The following is a 16,649-nucleotide window of genomic DNA, read 5'->3' on the forward strand; positions in this document are numbered from 1 at the left end:
TGTTTTGCCTCCCAGGCGGCGGGCTGCAGACCGAAAAGTTACCGGGTGGCCTCTTCGATCTTCTCGCTCGCTTCGTTGTGCTCGGCGGCGTCGGCCTGCGGCTCTTCCTGTGTGTGCGCCGCCTGCGGCTCCAGGCTCAGCTCGATGAACACCGGGAAATGGTCGGAGCCGAAAAAGCCCAACCGTTGGAAGGCAACCAGCCGGAAATCGTTGGAGTGGAAGAAGTGGTCCAGCGGAAAGCGGATCAGCCGGTGCTTGGCGTTGAAGGTGTTGAAAAAGCCCCGGCCGACCCGCGGGTCGAGCAGGCCGCTGATCTGCTTGAAGAGGTCGTTGGTGTGCGACCAAGCCACATCGTTGAGGTCGCCGAACACGACCACGGGGCTGGGGTTGCGCTTGATTTCCCGGCCGACGATGAGCATTTCGGCATCGCGCTCCGTCGAACGGTCGTTCTCCGTGGGCGAGGGCGGGCGCGGGTGCATGCAATGCAGTTGCACCGTCTGCCCGGAGCGCAGGCGTACGCGCGCGTGGATCGACGGCACCCCCTCCTCGACGAGGAAAGCCACGCTCGGCTCCTGCAGCTCGAGCCGTGAATACAGCAGCATGCCGTAGGTGTTGTCCTGCGGCTGGTGCACTTGGTGCGGATGGCTGAGGGCGAATTCTTTCAACTGGCCTTGCCACCACGTGTCGGTCTCGAGCGCGAGGATCAGGTCCGGGTCGGCCTCGCGAATGATGTCCTTCAGGCGCTCGGCTTGATGGTTCGACTGCAGCACGTTGGCGGACAGCAGGCTCAGCGTCGATCCGGGCTTCGGCTCGGCGCACTGCTCGACTTCCTTTCGCGCCAGACGCGTGTAGGGATACATGCGCCTGGCCTGCAGCCCCAGGCTGGCCAGCAAAGCGAGCAGGAACGAAGTCTCGGCGATGCCCTGCACGCCTAGCGCCGCACGGGCCGCGGCCACGATCAGCAGCACGAAGCTGATCTGCAGACGCGGGAAATCGAACACCCGAATCCACCAGGCCTCGAAGCGCAGCAGCGGCAGCAGCGTGGCGGCGACCATCACGCCGCCGACGATGAGCAGGGCCGTTTCCACGAGGGGGCTCAGAGCTTGGGAATGCGCAGGGTCTTGCTGATCATCAGGCTGCCCGACAGCACGAACACGAGTGCGAACGGATGCAGCGTCCATGGGCCCAGCAGCATGACGCCACCGTAGATGTCATCGCCCAGCCGCCCTTGCCAGGCGGCCACGGCGAGCAGCAGGCTCAAGAGCACGGTCGTCGGAATGGGTGTGCCCTCGAAGTAAGACACCTTGCCTTCGTCGCCGGAGAGGCTCTCTGCGGTGACGTTGTAGCGTGCCAAGCGGCTCACGCCGCAGCAGACGAAGTAGATCAACGCCAGCATGTCCCAGCCGCCGCGCAGGCCGGCCGCGAAGGCCAGCGTGGCGGGGCCGACGCCGAAGGAAACGATGTCGGCGAGTGAATCGAGTTCGCGACCGAGCGGCGAGTGCTGATGACGCCAGCGCGCGATGCGGCCGTCGAACACGTCGAACAGCAGCGCCAGCGGCGCGAGCAGGGCGGCGGTGAAGAAGTGCAGGGGCGACTGGCCGCCGACGAACATCATTGCGAAGAACACCGAGCCCATGCCGCAGGCCGCGTTTGCCAGGGTGAAGAAGTCCGCCAGATGGAAGCCGCGGATCATCGTGAAATGGCGGCGTTCGGGGTTCGGTGTCGGGCGCATCGTCATTTCTTTCTCGAATGAAATGGGCAGCTTCGTACCCACCGTATTGTTGGCACAAGCATGCAAGGTAGCCCTGGCAGCCAGCGTCTCGGCACCGGCGCGCAGCGAAGGAGCCCTCAAGTCGGCGCGTGATCGTCGGGCGGCTCGGTCTTCTTGACCCCCCGCATGTTGAGCGCCGCCAGGCAGACCTGCAAGGCGATCAACGCGTAGGCGCCGGTGTGCCAGCCCCACACGACCCACAGCACGTTGCTGAGCAGGAAAAGCCAGAAACCGATGCGCCGCTTGAACGGCCGCTGAGAGGCGATCAACCAGGCCGCCGCGACGGTGACAAGCATCGCCGGCCACTGCATCAAGTCGAGCACATCCATCTGTGGTTGTCTGGCTCCCGAATCGGGTGGAAGGGATGCTTGCGGCGCAGCAACGAGCGGCCGACGGCGAAGCCATGCGCCGCTATCGGCAACGGCCTTGTCCGTGCCTCTTGCTGCCGCGCTTGCTACGGCTCTAGTACCGGCGCTGGCTCGAGCGAACGCCGCGGGCCAGGAAGGAACGGTAAAGCTTTGCGGCAAGCCCTGATGTGATCGCGTAAACGAGCAGTCTGCGCAGCATGGGGCGGCTCCGTTGAAGGTGAGTGGGATGCGCGCTGCAAGCAAACGGCGTTCCTGGCCCTTGCAGTTGCAGACGATGGGCAGGGTCACCCCCCCGCGATGCGTGCCCTCGAGTGCGGGGCGCGTTGCCATCGCGCCGTCACGCTTGCGCGCTAAGGTGACTTCACGCGCAGCCAAGCCTGCGCGCCGGAGCTCAACACCATGGCCACGCAATTGCAAACGACTGCGCTGTATCGCCGACTCGGCCGGCGCACCCGGCTGCCCACCGTCTGCCCGACACGCCCGAGCTACCTGCAGCGGCTCCTGTCGCTGTTCTCGCCCTAGGCTTTTTGCCGAGCTGGCCCGTTGCGGTGATGCGCGGGTACGGCGCTTGGAACGCGGGCGTGTGCGCTTTCGCCCCTGAGCCCTGGCGAACCGGCCGGTTGAGTGTCGCCGCCGAGAGGCTGAGCCGAGGGCACCGAAAGTCTTCAGCCGTCGCCCCGTCGGCGGGAACATCGGTTGCCGATGCTCCTGTGCACAACCGCCTGGAGACCCGCCATGAACCCGATGCTGCGCAAGATGTCGCCGTCCGCCACCAAGATGATCCGCCTGGACCATTCGCACGCGCTCGTGACCTTTCACAAGTACGAAAACAAGACGCCGCCGCAGACCAAACGAGCGATCGTCAACACCGTGAGCGCGGCGCTCGAAATCCATGCGCAGCTGGAGGAGGAGATCTTCTACCCGGCGATCCGTGAGCTCGATGTCGAGGGCGAGGTGATCAGCAAGAGCGTTCCCGAGCACGACGAAATGCGCCGGTTGATCGCCAAGCTGCGCGCCATGGAGCCCACCGATGCCGGCTTCGACGACACCTTCATGGAGCTCATGCGCGACGTGATCCATCACGTGGCCGACGAAGAGACGGTGCTGCTGCCTGCGGCGGAGCGCTTGCTGGGCGAAGAGCGGCTCAGTGACCTGGGCGCGCGCATGACCAAGCGCCGGTTCGAGCTTGCGATGCCACGCGCCGGCGAGATCGCCATCAACACGGCGCGCGCCATGCCGACGAGCACGGTGCTGATGACGGCCGGTGCGGTGGTTGCGGGTGGCTTTCTGGTCAGGCGGGCGCTCTCCAGCCGGCTCTGAGCGCGCTCGGCCGGTTCGCAGGCAGGCGCCGTGTGCAACACGGCCCTGTTCCCTCGTTCGCTGCGGTTTGCAGTACTCCGTACGGAATTCAGGGCATCAGGATGCTTGCGCCATGAAATCGACATCAAAGGGGGCTTTGCCCCAGCACATCGGCTTCATTCCCGATGGCAACCGGCGTTGGGCGCAGTCGCGTGGGCTGAAGAAGGAAGAGGGCTATGCCCGCGGCATCGAGCCCGGCCTTGCATTGTTCGAAACCTGCAAGGCGCTCGGCGTTCCCGAGGTGTCGGTTTACGGCTTCACGGCGGACAACACGCGGCGTGCGACTGGGCAAATCGAAAATTTTCGCGCCGCCTGTGTGGCTTTTGCGGAAGAAGTCGACCGGCGGGGCGCTGACCTGCTGGTGCTCGGCGATGACACGTCGAGCCAGTTCCCGCAGGCGTTGATGCGGTTCCGCGAACGCCGGGGCAGCGGCATCAAGGTCAACTTCCTGGTGAACTACGGCTGGCAATGGGATCTCGATGGCCTGAAGAATGGCGGCCTGCGTTCGCGCGAGGTGTCGCGAATCGACCTCATCGTGCGCTGGGGCGGCGGTCGGCGGCTCAGCGGATTTCTTCCCGTGCAATCGGTGTATGCCGATTTCTTCGTGGTCGACGACTTCTGGCCCGATTTCGAGGCCAGCCATCTGGACAGCGCGTTGAGCTGGTTCGGCAAGCAGGACCGCACCCTCGGCGGTTGAGCGTCGCCTCGGTCGCCGAGCCCGGGCCAACGCTCTTGCCGGAACGGAGCGATCTACAGGCGCTCAGACAGCCGCTTCAGCGCACCGTCGAGCGTCTGTTCTCGCTTGGCAAAGCAAAAGCGCACGACGCGCTGCTCGAAGCCGCCGTCGTAGAACGCCGACAAGGGAATGGCCGCCACGCCGACTTCGGTGGTCAGCCAGCGGCAGAAGTCTGCCTCGCTGCAGTCGCGGTGAGCCTGCAGCGCCGAGTAGTCCACGCACTGGAAGTAGCTGCCCTCGCTCGGCAACAGACGCAGGGCAGTGCCCGCCAGGCCGGCGCGGAAGCGGTCGCGCTTGGCGGCGTAGAACGCGGGCAAGCCGAGATACGGCGCCGGGTCGGCCAGGTAGGCCGCCAGCGCATGCTGCATGGGCGCATTGACCGTGAAGACGTTGAACTGGTGGACCTTGCGGAACTCGGTCATCAGGGCCTTCGGCGCGGCCGCGTAACCGACCTTCCAGCCCGTGACGTGAAACGTCTTGCCGAAGCTTGACACGACGACGCTGCGCGCAGCCAGTTCCGGGTGGCGCGACACGCTTTGGTGCACGGCGCCGTCGAACACCATGTGTTCGTAGACCTCGTCGGCGAGCACGAGCACGTCGGTCGGCCGCAACAGCTCGGCCAGGCGCTGCATGTCGGCGGCGCTCCACACGGTCGCGCTCGGGTTGTGCGGCGTGTTGACCACGATGGCGCGGGTGCGAGGCGACAGGGCCGCGGCGATCCGGTCGAAGTCGGGCCGGAACTCGCCGGCTGCGGCACCGAGCGCGAGACGCACCACCGTGCCGCCGGCCAGCTCGATGGCCGGCTGGTAGCTGTCGTAGCAAGGTTCGAGCACGATGACTTCATCGCCGGGGTGCACCAGGGCCAGGATCGCGGTCAGGATCGCCTGCGTCGCACCGGCCGTGATGGTGATTTCGCTGCCGGCGTCGTAGCGGTGGCCGTAGAGCGCTTCGATCTTGGCCGCGACCGCCTCGCGCAATGCGGCGACTCCCTGCATCGGCGGGTACTGGTTGTGGCCCTCGCGCATGGCGGTCGCAACGGCGTCGACCAGCTTCGGGTCGCAGTCGAAATCCGGGAAGCCCTGCCCTAGATTGACCGCGCCGTGCGCTTGGGCCAGTGCCGACATGACGCTGAAGATGGTGTCGCCCGTGCGCGGCAGGCGGCTGGTGACGGACAGCACGCGGGGCAAGGCGGGGGAAGGCTCGGCGGGGCTCATCGTCGGCATCACAGTTCGTAGTTTTCGGCGTTGCCCGTCATGGCGCGGATGATCAGTGCCCGCGTCAGCCGGTCGGAGAGCAGCTCGGCAAAACCGTACACGAAATTGCGCAGGTAGGCGCCGCGCTTGAACGCGAGGCGCGCGACGTTGTTGCCAAACAAGGCGCCGGCGGGTCGCGTGACGAGGTCGCCGCCGGCCGCGCAGGCCGGGTCGTCGCGCACCGCCATCTCGGCCACGATGCCCACACCCAGGCCGAGCCGCACGTAGGTCTTGATGACGTCGGAATCGATCGCCTCGAGCACCACTGTGGGCTTCAGGCCCCTGATGGCGAAGGCTTGGTCGATGCGGGTGCGCCCCGTGAAAGACGGGTGGTAGGAGATCAGCGGCTCGGCGGCCAGCTGCTCGAGCGTAATGCGCTCTTGCGCGGCCAGCGCATGGCCGGCGGGCAGCACGATCACGTGCTGCCAGTCGTAGCAGGGCAGGGTGACCAGGGCGTCGAAGGTGGCGAGCGACTCCGTCGCCAGGCCGACTTCGGCGGTCTCGTCTAGCAGCATCTGCGCCACCTGCTCAGGCGTGCCTTGGTGCAGGCTGATCGCGACCTTGGGATGGCGCTTGCGCAGCGCGGCCACCGGCCCGGGCAGCACGTAGCGAGCCTGCGTGTGCGTGGTGGCGATGGACAGCGTGCCGGCGTCTTGCTGGCTGAACTCTTCGCCGATGCGCTTGAGGTTGTTCACCTCGCGCAGGATGATCTCGATGGCCTTGAGCACCTCCTGGCCCGGCTCGGTGATGCGCTTGAGGCGCTTGCCGTGGCGCGCGAAGATGTCGATGCCCAGTTCGCCTTCGAGCTCCAGGATTGCCTTGGAGATGCCGGGCTGCGAGGTGTGCAGCGCCTTGGCGGTTTCGGTGAGGTTCAGGTTGCGGCGGGCGGCCTCCTGGACGAATCGGAACTGGTGCAGGTTCATCGATGGGATGCGGTTTGGCGCGCCGCAGCAGGGGCGCGAATGGTTCTTCTGGTGCCGCGCTTCATGAGCGGGCGTGCCGCCACGCGACTTCGGCCATCGCGGCCACGACCGTAGCGTCTTCGCCGACGGCTGGCGCGAGTTGCCATTCGATGTGCGGATGTGCGGCGCGCAGCGCATCGAGCAGCAGCGGCAAATCCTTGCGCACATGACCGCCGGCGCCGAGGAACAGCGGCACCACGCTCACCTTGCCGCAGCCCCGCGCCGCCAGCGTGTCGCCGGCGCCGCGCAGGTCGGGTGTCATGAATTCGAGGAAGCCCAGCGCCACCGGCATTTCCGGCTCGCGCGCTCGCAGCGCCTGTGCGACGGCCTCGAAAGGCCGCGCCCACAGCGGGTCGCGCGCACCGTGCGCGAACAGCAGCACGCCATTCATTGGGGACCCTCGTCGGACGAGTACATCCGCCGATCCCGCAGGAATCGTTTCGACGCCGTGTGCTTCATCGGTACCTCACCAGCCAGCTGAACGCCGCCAGCGACAGCATCAGGTAAATCACGCTCGGCGCGGCCGCCGCCACCCAGGGCGTCCAGTCGCGTAGCAGGCCGAGATGGGTCGACACATTGCTGAGCAGCACGAAGCTGATGCCCAGCAAGATGCCGCCGAACACCTTGACGCTCACGCCGCCGCTGCGCGCATGCAGGTAGGCGAAGGGCAGCGCCAGGCCGACCATCACCAGGCAGGCCAGCGGGTAGAGCGCCTTCTTCCAGAACTGGATCTCCTGGCGCTGCGCCGCCTGTTCGTTATCGGACAAATGGCTCATGTAGCGGTAGAGGTCGACGGTGGACATGCTGCGCAGCGGCGACACCGAGGCGCCGACGACGGCCGGCGAGAGCTGCGTAGTCCAGCGCAATTCGCTGAGCTGTTCGTCCGCCGGCAATTGCCCGCTCTGGCCGGGCTGCCAGCGCGTGACGCGCACGTTGCTGAGCAACCAGGCGCCGTCTTCGACCTGCCCGCGCTCGGCCGCAATGCGCGCCAGCATCTCGCCGTCGGCGCTGAACTCGTAGATGCGCACGTCCTCGAGCCGGCCAGCCGCGCCCACATGGCCGACGTTGATCGAATCGATGCGCTCGCCGGGCGGCTCTTCGCCGGGCGCGGCCATGCGTCGATCCTTCAGCCAGGCGCTGTTCGCGCCGCGCGCCGCGTCGCCGCGCAGGCCGCCGCGCAACGAGTCGGCCTTGGCGTCGAAATAGGGCCCGGCATAGTCGCCCACCACGAAGGTGACCAGACCGAACGCCAGGCCGAGCATGGCCAGCAGCCTCAGCGCGCGGCCGGGCCCCAGGCCGCCGGTGCGCAAGATGGTGAATTCGGAGGACTGTGCCAGCCGTGCCATCGCGAAGATGCTGCCGATCAGCACTGCGATCGGAAACAGCTCGTAGAAGTGCCCGGGCAACTGAAGCAGGCAGTACAGCGCCGCATGCTGAACCTCGTAAAGCCCGCGGCCCACGTTGTCGAGCTCCTCGACGAAGTCGATGAAGAAGAAGAGCGACAGGAAGGCGAGCGCGACGAAAGCGACGGCACGCAGCACGTCGGCATAGAGAAGCCGGCGAACGGTGCGCATGGGGGTCTCAGCCGGCCGGCCGACGGCGCCTGAGCACCATCGACGAGCCGCGTTCCCGCCACCACAGCAAGGTGACCGCCACCATGAACATGCCGCCATGCACGACCGCCAGCGCCGGGCCGAACGCAAGCGTGCCGCTCGCCACCCAGGCCTGGCTCAGGCTGAGCAGGTTGTAGTAGACGACGAAGGCGAGCAGGGCCACCAGCAGGTTCCAGTTGCCGGCCCGTCGGGGGTTGGCGGACGCCAGGCCGATGCCCAGCAACACCAGGTTGATGCCGCCCAGCGCCAGGCCGATGCGCCAGGCCAGCTCGCCGAGGTGGCGCTCCGTGGGCTGGGTAAGCAACTGCCAGGTGCTGCGCGCTTTGGCCGGCAGGTTGTCGGTGCCGCTGGTGAGGGCTTCGCCGACCAGCACCCGGTAGCTCTCGAACTCGGCCAGCCGCTTCTCGCCGGTGGCCAGCTCGAGATCGGTGCGCTGCCCGTCCTCGAGCACCACGAAGCGCTGGTCGCCGTCGAGCTCGATGCGCCCGCTGCGCGCCGAAGTGACGCTTTCGCTGCCCTCGCGCCGCTCGAGCACGAAGACGTTGTTCGCGATGCTGCCGTCGCCCGTATCGCGATCGATGAAGAACACGCGGCTGCCGTCGGCCGAGCTCTGGAACTGGCCCGGCGCGACACGCGAGATGTCGGATCGGCGCTCGTAGCGGTCACGCAGTTCGACGACCTGCCGGTTGCCCCAGGGCCACACGAACAGCGCCAGGATCGCCACCAGCACCAGCAGCGGCCAGACCAGGCTCAGCACCGGCCGCACGAACCGCGCGAGTCCCACGCCGCTGGCGAACCAGATCACCATCTCGCTGTCGCGGTACATGCGCGTGAGCGTGGTGACGATCGCGATGAACAGCGACAGGCTCAGCATCGTCGGCAGGTTCTCGAGCGAGATGTAGCCCAGCAGCAGCGCTACGTCCTGCGGCGCCACGGCGCCGCCCGCCGCCTGGCCGAGCGTGCGGATCAGGAACATGGTGATGACGATCGTCATGATGACGATCAGCGTCGCGCCGAAGCTCCGAGAGAGGTCTCGGCGCAAAGTGGAATCGAATAGCATTCGAGGTCTTTTTTTGAGCCTCGCATTATGGACTTCCGCCTGCTGAACACCCCGATCGACGGCCTCTCCAAGACCGCCTGCGATGCGCTCCTGATCGTGGTGAGCGGCGAGCCCGCCGAGCAGCGGCTCGATGCCCCGCTCGCCGCGCTGCTGGCCGATGCGCTTGCCTGCGATGACATCGTTGCCAAGGCCGGCCGCACGCTTTACCTGCACCGGCCGGCCGGGGTGAAGGCCGCCCGCCTGGTGTTCACGATGGCCGCCGACGGCAGCGCGAAGGCGTTCAAGGCCGCAGCGATGGCGGGGCTGGCGCAGATCAAACCGCTGGGCGTGAAGCACCTTGCGGTCGCGGCGGCTGGGGCCGAACTCGACGCAACGCACGCCGAGGCGCTGGTCTGCGCCGTGTCCGACGCGATCTACGCTTACCGCCACACCAAGCCCAGCGCGCCGGCTGCGCCGCCCCTGGCCAAGGTGAGCTTGCTGTGCGAGAAAGCCTCCGCCAAGGCGCTGCAGACCGGCCTGGCCCGCGGACAAGGCATTGCCGCCGGCGTGACGCTGGCGCGCGAATGCGGCAACCGTCCGGCCAACCACTGCACGCCCACCTTTCTGGCGGCGGAGGCCAAGCGGCTCGGCAAGGCGCACGGCTTCAAGATCGAGGTGCTCGACCGCAAGGACTGCGAAAAGCTCGGCATGGGCGCGTTTCTCTGCGTGGCTCAGGGCTCGTACGAGCCGCCGAAGTTCATCGTGCTGCGCTACGACGGCGCGGCCAAGGGCGAAGCGCCCGTGGTGCTGGTCGGCAAGGGCATCACCTTCGACACCGGCGGCATCTCGATCAAGCCCTCGGGCGAGATGGACGAGATGAAGTTCGACATGGGCGGCGCGGCCAGCGTGCTGGGCGCCTTCCGCGCGCTCGGCGAGCTCAAGCCCAAGGTCAACGTGGTGGGCCTTATCCCCTCTTGCGACAACATGCCCAGCGGCCGGGCGGTGAAGCCGGGCGATGTGGTCACCTCCATGTCGGGTCAGACCATCGAAGTGCTCAACACCGACGCCGAAGGCCGGCTGATCCTGTGCGATGCGCTCACCTATGCCGAGCGCTTCAAGCCGCGCGCGGTGGTCGATATCGCCACCCTGACGGGCGCGTGCGTCATCGCGCTGGGACACCATCGCACGGGCCTGTTCACCGCCGACGATGCACTCGCCGAAACGCTGCTCGCTGCGGGCAGCGCGGGGCTGGACCCGGCGTGGCGCATGCCGCTCGACGACGAGTACGAAGAAGCGTTGAAGAGCAACTTCGCCGACATGGGCAACGTGGGCGGCCGGCCCGGTGGCTCCATCACCGCAGCCATGTTCCTCAAGAAGTTCACCGGCAAGTACCGCTGGGCGCACCTCGACATCGCCGGTACCGCCTGGAAGTCGGGTGCGGCCAAGGGTTCCACCGGCCGGCCGGTCGCCCTGCTGACGCATTTCGTGCTGTCGCAGGCGAGCTGAGCCGGCAAAACGGCCGCGAGTCTTCCAGCCTCGGCGCCACGGACCCACGATGACCGAAATCAACTTCCACCACGGCGTCGCCGATCCGCTCGCCTACGCCTGCCGGCTGCTGCTCAAGGCGCAGCAACGCGGCGCCCGCGTGGCGGTGGTCGCCGAGGCCGACGCGCTGGAGCGGCTCGACGTGCAGCTATGGACCTTCGACGCCACTTCGTTCGTGCCGCACCTGCGCGTGCGGGAGCCCGCCCAGGCCGCATTGGCCGACACGCCGATCTCGCTGGTCGAGCGCACGGGCGACGCCCTCCATCACGAAGTGCTGGTGAACCTGGGCCCGCAGATCGCGCCCGGCTTCGAAAGCTTCGAGCGCCTGTTCGAAATCGTCGGCAGCGCCGATGAAGCGCGCGCGGCGGGCCGTGAGCGACTGCGCCACTACAAGAGCCGCGGCTACGAGATCGTGCTGCATGAGGTGCGCCCGTGAGCCGCGAAAGAGGGGCCCCGCGCAGCGGGGATCGAAGCGAGCGAACGGGCGCTGCGCCCGACGGCAAGGCCTGTGCGCGAGACCGGGTGTACGGAGGGCGCCCGTGAGCCGCGAAAGAGGGGCTCCGCGCAGCGGGGATCGAAGCGAGCAAACGGGAGCTGCGCACGACGGCAAGGCTTGTGTGCATGAGCGGATGTGCAGAGGGCGCACATGAGCGGCGAAAGAGAGACCCCGCGCGTGCTGCCGCCGCGACAGGTTCCCACCTTGACCGAGGTGGTCGACGAAGACCTGGTCGACGAGCAGGCGCGGGTTATGTCGAACGACGTCGAGGACGATGCGGGCGTTGCGCCCGAGGTGCAGGACGCGCAGCGCGACGAGCCTGTCGATGTTGCGGCCGACGAGCTTTCGCTCGACCGGTCGGCCGAGCACCAACTCGTCGAGCGTGTGTTGGCCGACGTGCAGCGCCAGATCGACCCGCTGCTCGAGCAGCGCCTGCGCGAGATGCTCGCGCCCGTGCTCGCGCGCTGGAGCGAAGCGCTGGTCGAAGACAGCCGCGAGCGGCTCGCTTCGGTGCTGCACGACGTGGTCGCGCAGGCGGTTGCCCGCGAATTGGAGCGCCAGCGCCGCCGTTGAGGTGAGCGCCGCGCACCGTCATGGCTTGACGCCGATGGTGTTTCCTCGGGGCGTCCGGGGGCTCGAACGCGCAGGGTTTTGGAGTAACGTTCCTGCCGTTGAGGACACCCCGTTCCACTCGACCCGATCTTCCAACCCGGAGGTTTTCCCTATGCAAGTCGAACTCACGGCCGTCGTGGCTGCTATGACCCTGCTGTGTGCTGCGAGCGCGTCCGCTCAGGACGTGCAGACGATCAGGATCGGCCATGTCGGCCCGGTCTCCGGCGCGCAGGCGCACTACGGCAAGGACAACGAGAACGGCGCGCGCATGGCGATCGCCGAACTGAACTCGCAGAACCTCACGATCGGTGGCAAGAAGGTCAAATTCGAGCTCGTTGCCGAAGACGACGCAGCCGATCCGAAGCAGGGCACCGCCGCGGCGCAAAAGCTGTGCGATGCCAAGGTCAACGGCGTTATCGGCCACCTGAATTCGGGCACCACCATCCCGGCCTCGAAGATCTACAACGACTGCGGCATCCCGCAGATCACGCCTGCGTCCACCAACCCCACGTACACGCAAGCGGGCTACAAGATGGCCTTTCGCCTGCTGGCCAACGACAACGCGCTGGGCGCCGGACTGGCGCTGCATGCCGCCAACAACCTCAAGCTGAAGAAGATCGCGATCATCGACGACCGCACCGCCTACGGGCAGGGCGTGGCCGAGGTGTTCAAGAAGACCGCGCAGGCGCGCGGCATCCAGATCGTCGACCAGCAGTTCACCACCGACAAGGCCACCGATTTCATGGCCATCCTGACCTCGATCAAGTCGAAGGGTCCAGACGGCGTGTTCTACGGCGGCATGGACCCGCAGGCCGGCCCGATGCTTCGCCAGATGGAGCAGCTGGGAATGTCCAAGATCAACCTGTTCGGCGGCGACGGCATCTGCACCGCCAAGCTGGCTGAGCTTTCGGGCGGCGCCAAGACGCTCGGCAACGTGGTCTGCGCAGAAGGCGGCGCTTCGCTCGGCAAGATGCCCGGCGGCAAGGAATGGAAGGCCAAGTACGACGCCAAGTACCCGGGCGAGTTCCAGGTCTATGCGCCTTACGTCTACGACGCAACGATGGTGCTGGTCGAAGCGATGAAGCGCGCCGATTCGGCCGATCCCAAGGTCTACGGCCCGAAGATCCACGAGACCAACTACACCGGCGTGACGGCGCAGGTCGCCTTCGAGAAAGACGGCGAACTGAAGAACCCGGCGATGACCCTCTACGTCTACAAGGACGGCAAGAAGTCGCCACTCAACTGAGCGACTTCGGCAGGCGGTGCCTGTGCACCGTTTCAGCACAGCGCAAGCGATGCGAACCCCGCGCAGTCGACTCCGCGACACTTCGAAAGGCGCCCCGCGGGGCGCCTTTCTCGTGCAGGCGCGTGGCTACAATCGCAGGCTCCGGAGAGATGGATGAGCGGTTTAAGTCGCACGCCTGGAAAGCGTGTGGGGGTTAACAGCCCCCCGCGGGTTCGAATCCCGCTCTCTCCGCCACTTCGCATACACCACGATGCCGTCGCCGATAGCACGCAGGCACGCACCGTCCTGACAAAGCGGAGGATGCTTGGCTGACTCTTTTGCTCTTGGCAAGCAGGCGTCCACGGCGTCATCGGAAGCAGTCGCGCCCTTGCCTGGCCTTGACGACATCGTGATTACCCACGAGCTCGCGCAGCGCCCTTGTCGCCCGGCCGCCATGGCGCTCGAGATCAAGGCGTTCAAGGCGATCGCCGAAACACTGGTTTCGTCGCCTCGCGGGGTGGCTCAGCGCCTGGTCGATCTCGCCCTGGAGCTGACCGGCGCCGACTCGACGGGGCTCAGTCTGGAAGACGAATGCGACGGCCAGCCGGTGTTTCGCTGGGTCGCCATGGCCGGCGAATTGCGCCCGCATCTTGATCAGACCCTGCCGCGACTTCAGCCCCTGCGGCGCCGTCGTGCAGGCGGGCGAAGGGATGCTGATGCGCGATCCGGCGCGCTACTTCCCGTACATCGAGGCCTTGGGCACGCCGATCCAGGAAGTGCTTCTCGCGCCTTTCTCCAGGGCGGGTCGCGCCATTGGGACGGTGTGGGCGGTACTCGAGCCGGAAAGCAAGCTCTTCGATGCCGAGGATCTTCGCGTCTTGCAGAGTCTTGCCGAGTTCGCCGGCATGACCGCTCAGTCCTCCGATGCCTTGCACACGCACAAGACCGCTCACGACACCACGGAGCGCCGGCTCTCGGAGGTGAGCGGCATCTCCGTGCAGGGCAACGACGTCGCCGAACACGAGCGGGTTCTGAGGGAACTGCAGGAAGCGGATCGACGCAAGGACGCGTTCCTGGCGACTTTCGGGCACGAGCTGAGGAACCCGCTGGGTACGATCCGCCTCGCAACGCACCTCTTGCAGCAATCAGCCACCGAGGCGCAGAAAGGCGCCATCGCCATCATCGAGCGTCAGAGTTCTGCGCTCGTGACGCTCATTGACGATCTGACGGATCTCACGAGCGTTCGCCGCGGCAAGATCGTGCTCGCGTCGTCGTGGATCAACGTGCAGGACGTCTTGGCAGCGGCCGTGGAGGTCGCTCGACCCCTGCTGGAAAAGCACCAACACACGCTCGACGTTGCGGTGCCGCAGGCGCCCCTGCGGGTGTTTGCCGATCAGGCGCGCCTGACGCAGGTGCTAGGCAACCTGTTGAACAACGCGGCGAAGTACACGCCGCGCGGCGGAAAGATTTTCGTTCGCGCCGCACAGACCGAACGCCACATCGAGCTGAGCGTGCGTGACACCGGCATCGGCATCGATCCGTCGGTGCTTCCCCGCGTCTTCGACATGTTCATGCAGTCCGCTCAAGCGCCCGATCGAGCGCAAGGCGGGTTGGGCATCGGCCTGGCGCTGGTGCGCCAGCTCGTCGAGTTGCACGGGGGCCGGGCCATGGCACGCAGCGAAGGCATGGGAAAGGGCAGCGAGTTCATCGTTCTTCTTCCCATGAATGGTCAGGAAGCCGGCGTGACAGGTGACGGAAAAGACGCCGCCTGAGCGGCAGCTCGCGTCGCTTGCTGAATCGCTGATCACCCGTGCATTGGCCGCGCACGCCGTATAAGAGCTGGCTTGCCAACAAGGAGCCGCCGATGTCGATCCGCAGACGACAGATCCTGCTGGCGGGGCCCGTGCTCCTCAGCCTGCAGGCCTGCTCCACGCCGCCTGTGCAACCTGCGCCTGCGCAGCCCACGGAACCCGTGCGGCCCGCGCAACCGGTGCAGCCGGCCCCTGCGGCGTCGTCCGACGAGGTGGCGGTCTACCTGGTTCCACTCGGCGATTTCCCCCAAAGGCTCGCCGTCAACCTCGCCAAGGGACTGCAACAGGCCTTGGGTGTCCGCATCGAAACCACCGCTCCGCTCGAGCCTGGGCGCTTGACCCCGCTTCCCGGCACGAACCAGTACGAGAGCGAGGCGCTTCTGGTCGCCGGCCGCGTCGCATCGGCATCGTTCGCAGGCATCCCCGAAGCAAGCTATTGCCTGTTCCTGACGGTTCGCCCGATCAACTCCGCCGCCGCTGCATCGCGCTATCAAGTTTCAGCCCACAACCGGGGACTCAACAGTTCGGTGGTGTCGTTGGCCGGCCTGCTCGAACCCGGGCAGGACCGGCCGGTCTTCACCGAGCGGACCGCGTGGCGGCTGTTCAAGATGAGCAAGCGCGCGATCGGTGAAATGCATCTCGGCTGGTCTCGATCCACCGAGCCCACCGATCTCATGTACGCGCCGATCCTGAGTCTGGAAGATGTCGATCGCCTCGGCTACGAGCACGCTGCGCAGCCGGGGGCCCACTGAGGCGCCCACGCAGCGCTCATAGCCTCAGCGCTGCGGTATAGCCGGTCATCTCCAGATATCCCCGCCCGACGCGTTTGCCGCTCGCGTCGATCAAGTCGCTCAGCCCTTCCCAGTAGACCGCGCCGGTCGAGCCGCGGCTGTCGAGTTCCTGCGCGTCGAGTCGGGCTCGCACTTCGAAGCGGCCGGCCGGTGTTTCGATGCGCCAGGCGACCGGGTAGGTCGCGCGCGTGGCGGGGCTGACCCAGGTTCGCAAGGGTTCGAAACGCACGGCGTTGCTTGCGAAGCTTTGCGCCGTGCCGCCCGGCGCGCGGAAGCTGCCGCCGGCCCACAGCGTGCTGCCGTCGCGCCGGCGCAGCCTGAAGGCGGTGAGCGCGCCGCCATCGTCCAGGTTCATTCCGATCCAGTCCCAGCCCACCGCATCGGGATGCAGCAGTGCCTCGCTCCATTCATGATCCAGCCAGGCGCGGCCGGCGACACGCAGCGCGCGGCCGTCGAGTCGCAGCGTGCCGCTGACGGCGAGCTGCGGCTCGCTCAGGTAGTAGCTGGCCTGCGAGGGCTCGGGGCCCTTGCGCGAATAGCCGGCGTCGCCTTGCAGCAGCACGGGCTGCGTGGCATCGAAGCGCAGGTCGAAGGCGAAACCTTGCGAGGGAGCGTCGAGCCGGGCGCGGTAGTGATGGCTGCCGACAGGGCCATGGCGGTCGAGCTGCCAGCCGCGCAGCGTGACGGCGGTGTCGGTGGTTGATGCCTCGGCGATGCCGAAACCCGCGCGGGCGATGCGTTGATCGTGGCGCAGGCGGCGCTGTTGCGGATCGGTCAACGCGGCGTGCGCGAACAGCAGTTGGTGGGCGGCGAAGCGGCTGGGGTGGCCGGGCGCCAGATCGGTCCGCGACCTGAAGAAGGTCAGCTGGAAGCCGAAAGGCTCGACGCTGCCCGGCACGTCGAGCGCGCCGGTGACGTACCACCATTCGGTGCGGTACTCGGGGTGCGAACCGAAGTCGCGCGGCAGGCGGATCGGCACGCCGGGGCGCACGACAGGCGCCGCCGCGGTCTGCGCCTGTGCAGGCTGTGCGTGGCTCTGTCGCATCGCGGCGGCCAGTGCCGGAGCCA

General features: G+C 67.2%; 19 protein-coding genes and 1 tRNA gene. 10 read left to right on the forward strand and 10 right to left on the reverse strand.

The annotated features are described in order from the left end of the window. Positions 1-38 precede the first annotated feature (38 nt). From H0W40_RS09570 to H0W40_RS09580, 3 genes are all read right to left on the reverse strand, one after another. Entirely contained in the window at positions 39-1,088 is a 1,050-nt protein-coding gene (locus H0W40_RS09570) for an endonuclease/exonuclease/phosphatase family protein (protein ID WP_292445646.1), read from the reverse strand. Between the two features lie 8 nt (positions 1,089-1,096). Beyond that, positions 1,097-1,738, reverse strand: a complete 642-nt coding sequence (locus tag H0W40_RS09575) for a CDP-alcohol phosphatidyltransferase family protein (RefSeq protein WP_292445647.1) — start codon at positions 1,736-1,738, stop codon at positions 1,097-1,099. A 110-nt stretch (positions 1,739-1,848) separates the two neighbouring features. Beyond that, positions 1,849-2,100, reverse strand: a complete 252-nt coding sequence (locus H0W40_RS09580) for a hypothetical protein (RefSeq protein WP_292445649.1) — start codon at positions 2,098-2,100, stop codon at positions 1,849-1,851. 438 nt (positions 2,101-2,538) lie between these two features. Here H0W40_RS09580 and H0W40_RS09585 point away from each other — a divergent pair, with 438 nt between their 5' ends. The 3 genes from H0W40_RS09585 to H0W40_RS09595 all read left to right on the forward strand — a co-directional run bounded on the left by H0W40_RS09585 (position 2,539) and on the right by H0W40_RS09595 (position 4,195). Then, complete coding sequence (locus H0W40_RS09585) at positions 2,539-2,661, forward strand: hypothetical protein (protein WP_292445651.1); 123 nt, start codon at positions 2,539-2,541, stop codon at positions 2,659-2,661. A gap of 213 nt (positions 2,662-2,874) precedes the next feature. Next, positions 2,875-3,459 (forward strand): hemerythrin domain-containing protein, encoded by a 585-nt coding sequence (locus tag H0W40_RS09590; protein ID WP_292445653.1) that lies wholly within the window; start codon positions 2,875-2,877, stop codon positions 3,457-3,459. A 112-nt stretch (positions 3,460-3,571) separates the two neighbouring features. Continuing rightward, complete coding sequence (locus H0W40_RS09595; protein WP_292445655.1) at positions 3,572-4,195, forward strand: undecaprenyl diphosphate synthase family protein; 624 nt, start codon at positions 3,572-3,574, stop codon at positions 4,193-4,195. A 53-nt stretch (positions 4,196-4,248) separates the two neighbouring features. On the opposite strand, the gene H0W40_RS09600 is transcribed toward H0W40_RS09595, so the two are convergent. From H0W40_RS09600 to lptF, 5 genes are all read right to left on the reverse strand, one after another. Next, positions 4,249-5,457 carry a pyridoxal phosphate-dependent aminotransferase gene (locus tag H0W40_RS09600; protein ID WP_292445657.1) on the reverse strand — a complete coding sequence of 403 codons (1,209 nt, stop codon included), beginning with the start codon at positions 5,455-5,457 and terminating at the stop codon, positions 4,249-4,251. Beyond that, positions 5,457-6,410: a CysB family HTH-type transcriptional regulator gene (locus H0W40_RS09605; protein WP_292445658.1), complete on the reverse strand. Its 954-nt coding sequence runs from the start codon at positions 6,408-6,410 to the stop codon at positions 5,457-5,459. Before H0W40_RS09605 ends, H0W40_RS09600 begins: the two co-directional genes overlap by 1 nt. A gap of 61 nt (positions 6,411-6,471) precedes the next feature. Beyond that, positions 6,472-6,840 carry a CbiX/SirB N-terminal domain-containing protein gene (locus H0W40_RS09610; protein WP_292445660.1) on the reverse strand — a complete coding sequence of 123 codons (369 nt, stop codon included), beginning with the start codon at positions 6,838-6,840 and terminating at the stop codon, positions 6,472-6,474. 64 nt (positions 6,841-6,904) lie between these two features. Then, on the reverse strand, positions 6,905-8,023 hold the full coding sequence (lptG, locus tag H0W40_RS09615) for an LPS export ABC transporter permease LptG (protein ID WP_292445661.1): 1,119 nt from the start codon (positions 8,021-8,023) through the stop codon (positions 6,905-6,907). Between the two features lie 7 nt (positions 8,024-8,030). Further along, positions 8,031-9,122 (reverse strand): LPS export ABC transporter permease LptF, encoded by a 1,092-nt coding sequence (gene lptF, locus H0W40_RS09620; RefSeq protein WP_292445663.1) that lies wholly within the window; start codon positions 9,120-9,122, stop codon positions 8,031-8,033. 27 nt (positions 9,123-9,149) lie between these two features. On the opposite strand from lptF, the gene H0W40_RS09625 reads away from it, so the two are divergent. From H0W40_RS09625 to H0W40_RS09645, 5 genes are all read left to right on the forward strand, one after another. After that, the gene (locus H0W40_RS09625; RefSeq protein WP_292445664.1) at positions 9,150-10,607 is read left to right on the forward strand and encodes a leucyl aminopeptidase; all 1,458 of its coding nucleotides are present in this window, start codon (positions 9,150-9,152) and stop codon (positions 10,605-10,607) included. A 49-nt stretch (positions 10,608-10,656) separates the two neighbouring features. Further along, entirely contained in the window at positions 10,657-11,082 is a 426-nt protein-coding gene (locus H0W40_RS09630; protein WP_292445666.1) for a DNA polymerase III subunit chi, read from the forward strand. A 210-nt stretch (positions 11,083-11,292) separates the two neighbouring features. Further along, positions 11,293-11,715 (forward strand): hypothetical protein, encoded by a 423-nt coding sequence (locus tag H0W40_RS09635; RefSeq protein ID WP_292445667.1) that lies wholly within the window; start codon positions 11,293-11,295, stop codon positions 11,713-11,715. A 151-nt stretch (positions 11,716-11,866) separates the two neighbouring features. Continuing rightward, positions 11,867-13,000, forward strand: a complete 1,134-nt coding sequence (locus tag H0W40_RS09640) for a branched-chain amino acid ABC transporter substrate-binding protein (RefSeq protein WP_292445669.1) — start codon at positions 11,867-11,869, stop codon at positions 12,998-13,000. Positions 13,001-13,143: 143 nt separating this feature from the next. Then, positions 13,144-13,234 (forward strand) — tRNA-Ser (locus tag H0W40_RS09645). A 112-nt stretch (positions 13,235-13,346) separates the two neighbouring features. On the opposite strand, the gene H0W40_RS09650 is transcribed toward H0W40_RS09645, so the two are convergent. Further along, positions 13,347-13,628 (reverse strand): hypothetical protein, encoded by a 282-nt coding sequence (locus tag H0W40_RS09650; RefSeq protein WP_292445670.1) that lies wholly within the window; start codon positions 13,626-13,628, stop codon positions 13,347-13,349. A gap of 1 nt (position 13,629) precedes the next feature. Here H0W40_RS09650 and H0W40_RS09655 point away from each other — a divergent pair, with 1 nt between their 5' ends. Next, positions 13,630-14,751: a GAF domain-containing sensor histidine kinase gene (locus H0W40_RS09655; RefSeq protein ID WP_292445671.1), complete on the forward strand. Its 1,122-nt coding sequence runs from the start codon at positions 13,630-13,632 to the stop codon at positions 14,749-14,751. 92 nt (positions 14,752-14,843) lie between these two features. Beyond that, a complete protein-coding gene (locus H0W40_RS09660) occupies positions 14,844-15,542 on the forward strand; it encodes a hypothetical protein (protein ID WP_292445672.1) in 699 nt (232 codons plus the stop codon). A 16-nt stretch (positions 15,543-15,558) separates the two neighbouring features. Here H0W40_RS09660 and H0W40_RS09665 read toward each other — a convergent pair whose 3' ends face one another. Continuing rightward, complete coding sequence (locus tag H0W40_RS09665; protein ID WP_292445676.1) at positions 15,559-16,626, reverse strand: lipocalin-like domain-containing protein; 1,068 nt, start codon at positions 16,624-16,626, stop codon at positions 15,559-15,561. Between the last annotated feature and the right edge of the window lie 23 nt (positions 16,627-16,649).

It is taken from the genome of Methylibium sp., assembly GCF_013817345.1.
Taxonomy (GTDB): Bacteria; Pseudomonadota; Gammaproteobacteria; order Burkholderiales; family Burkholderiaceae_C; genus Methylibium.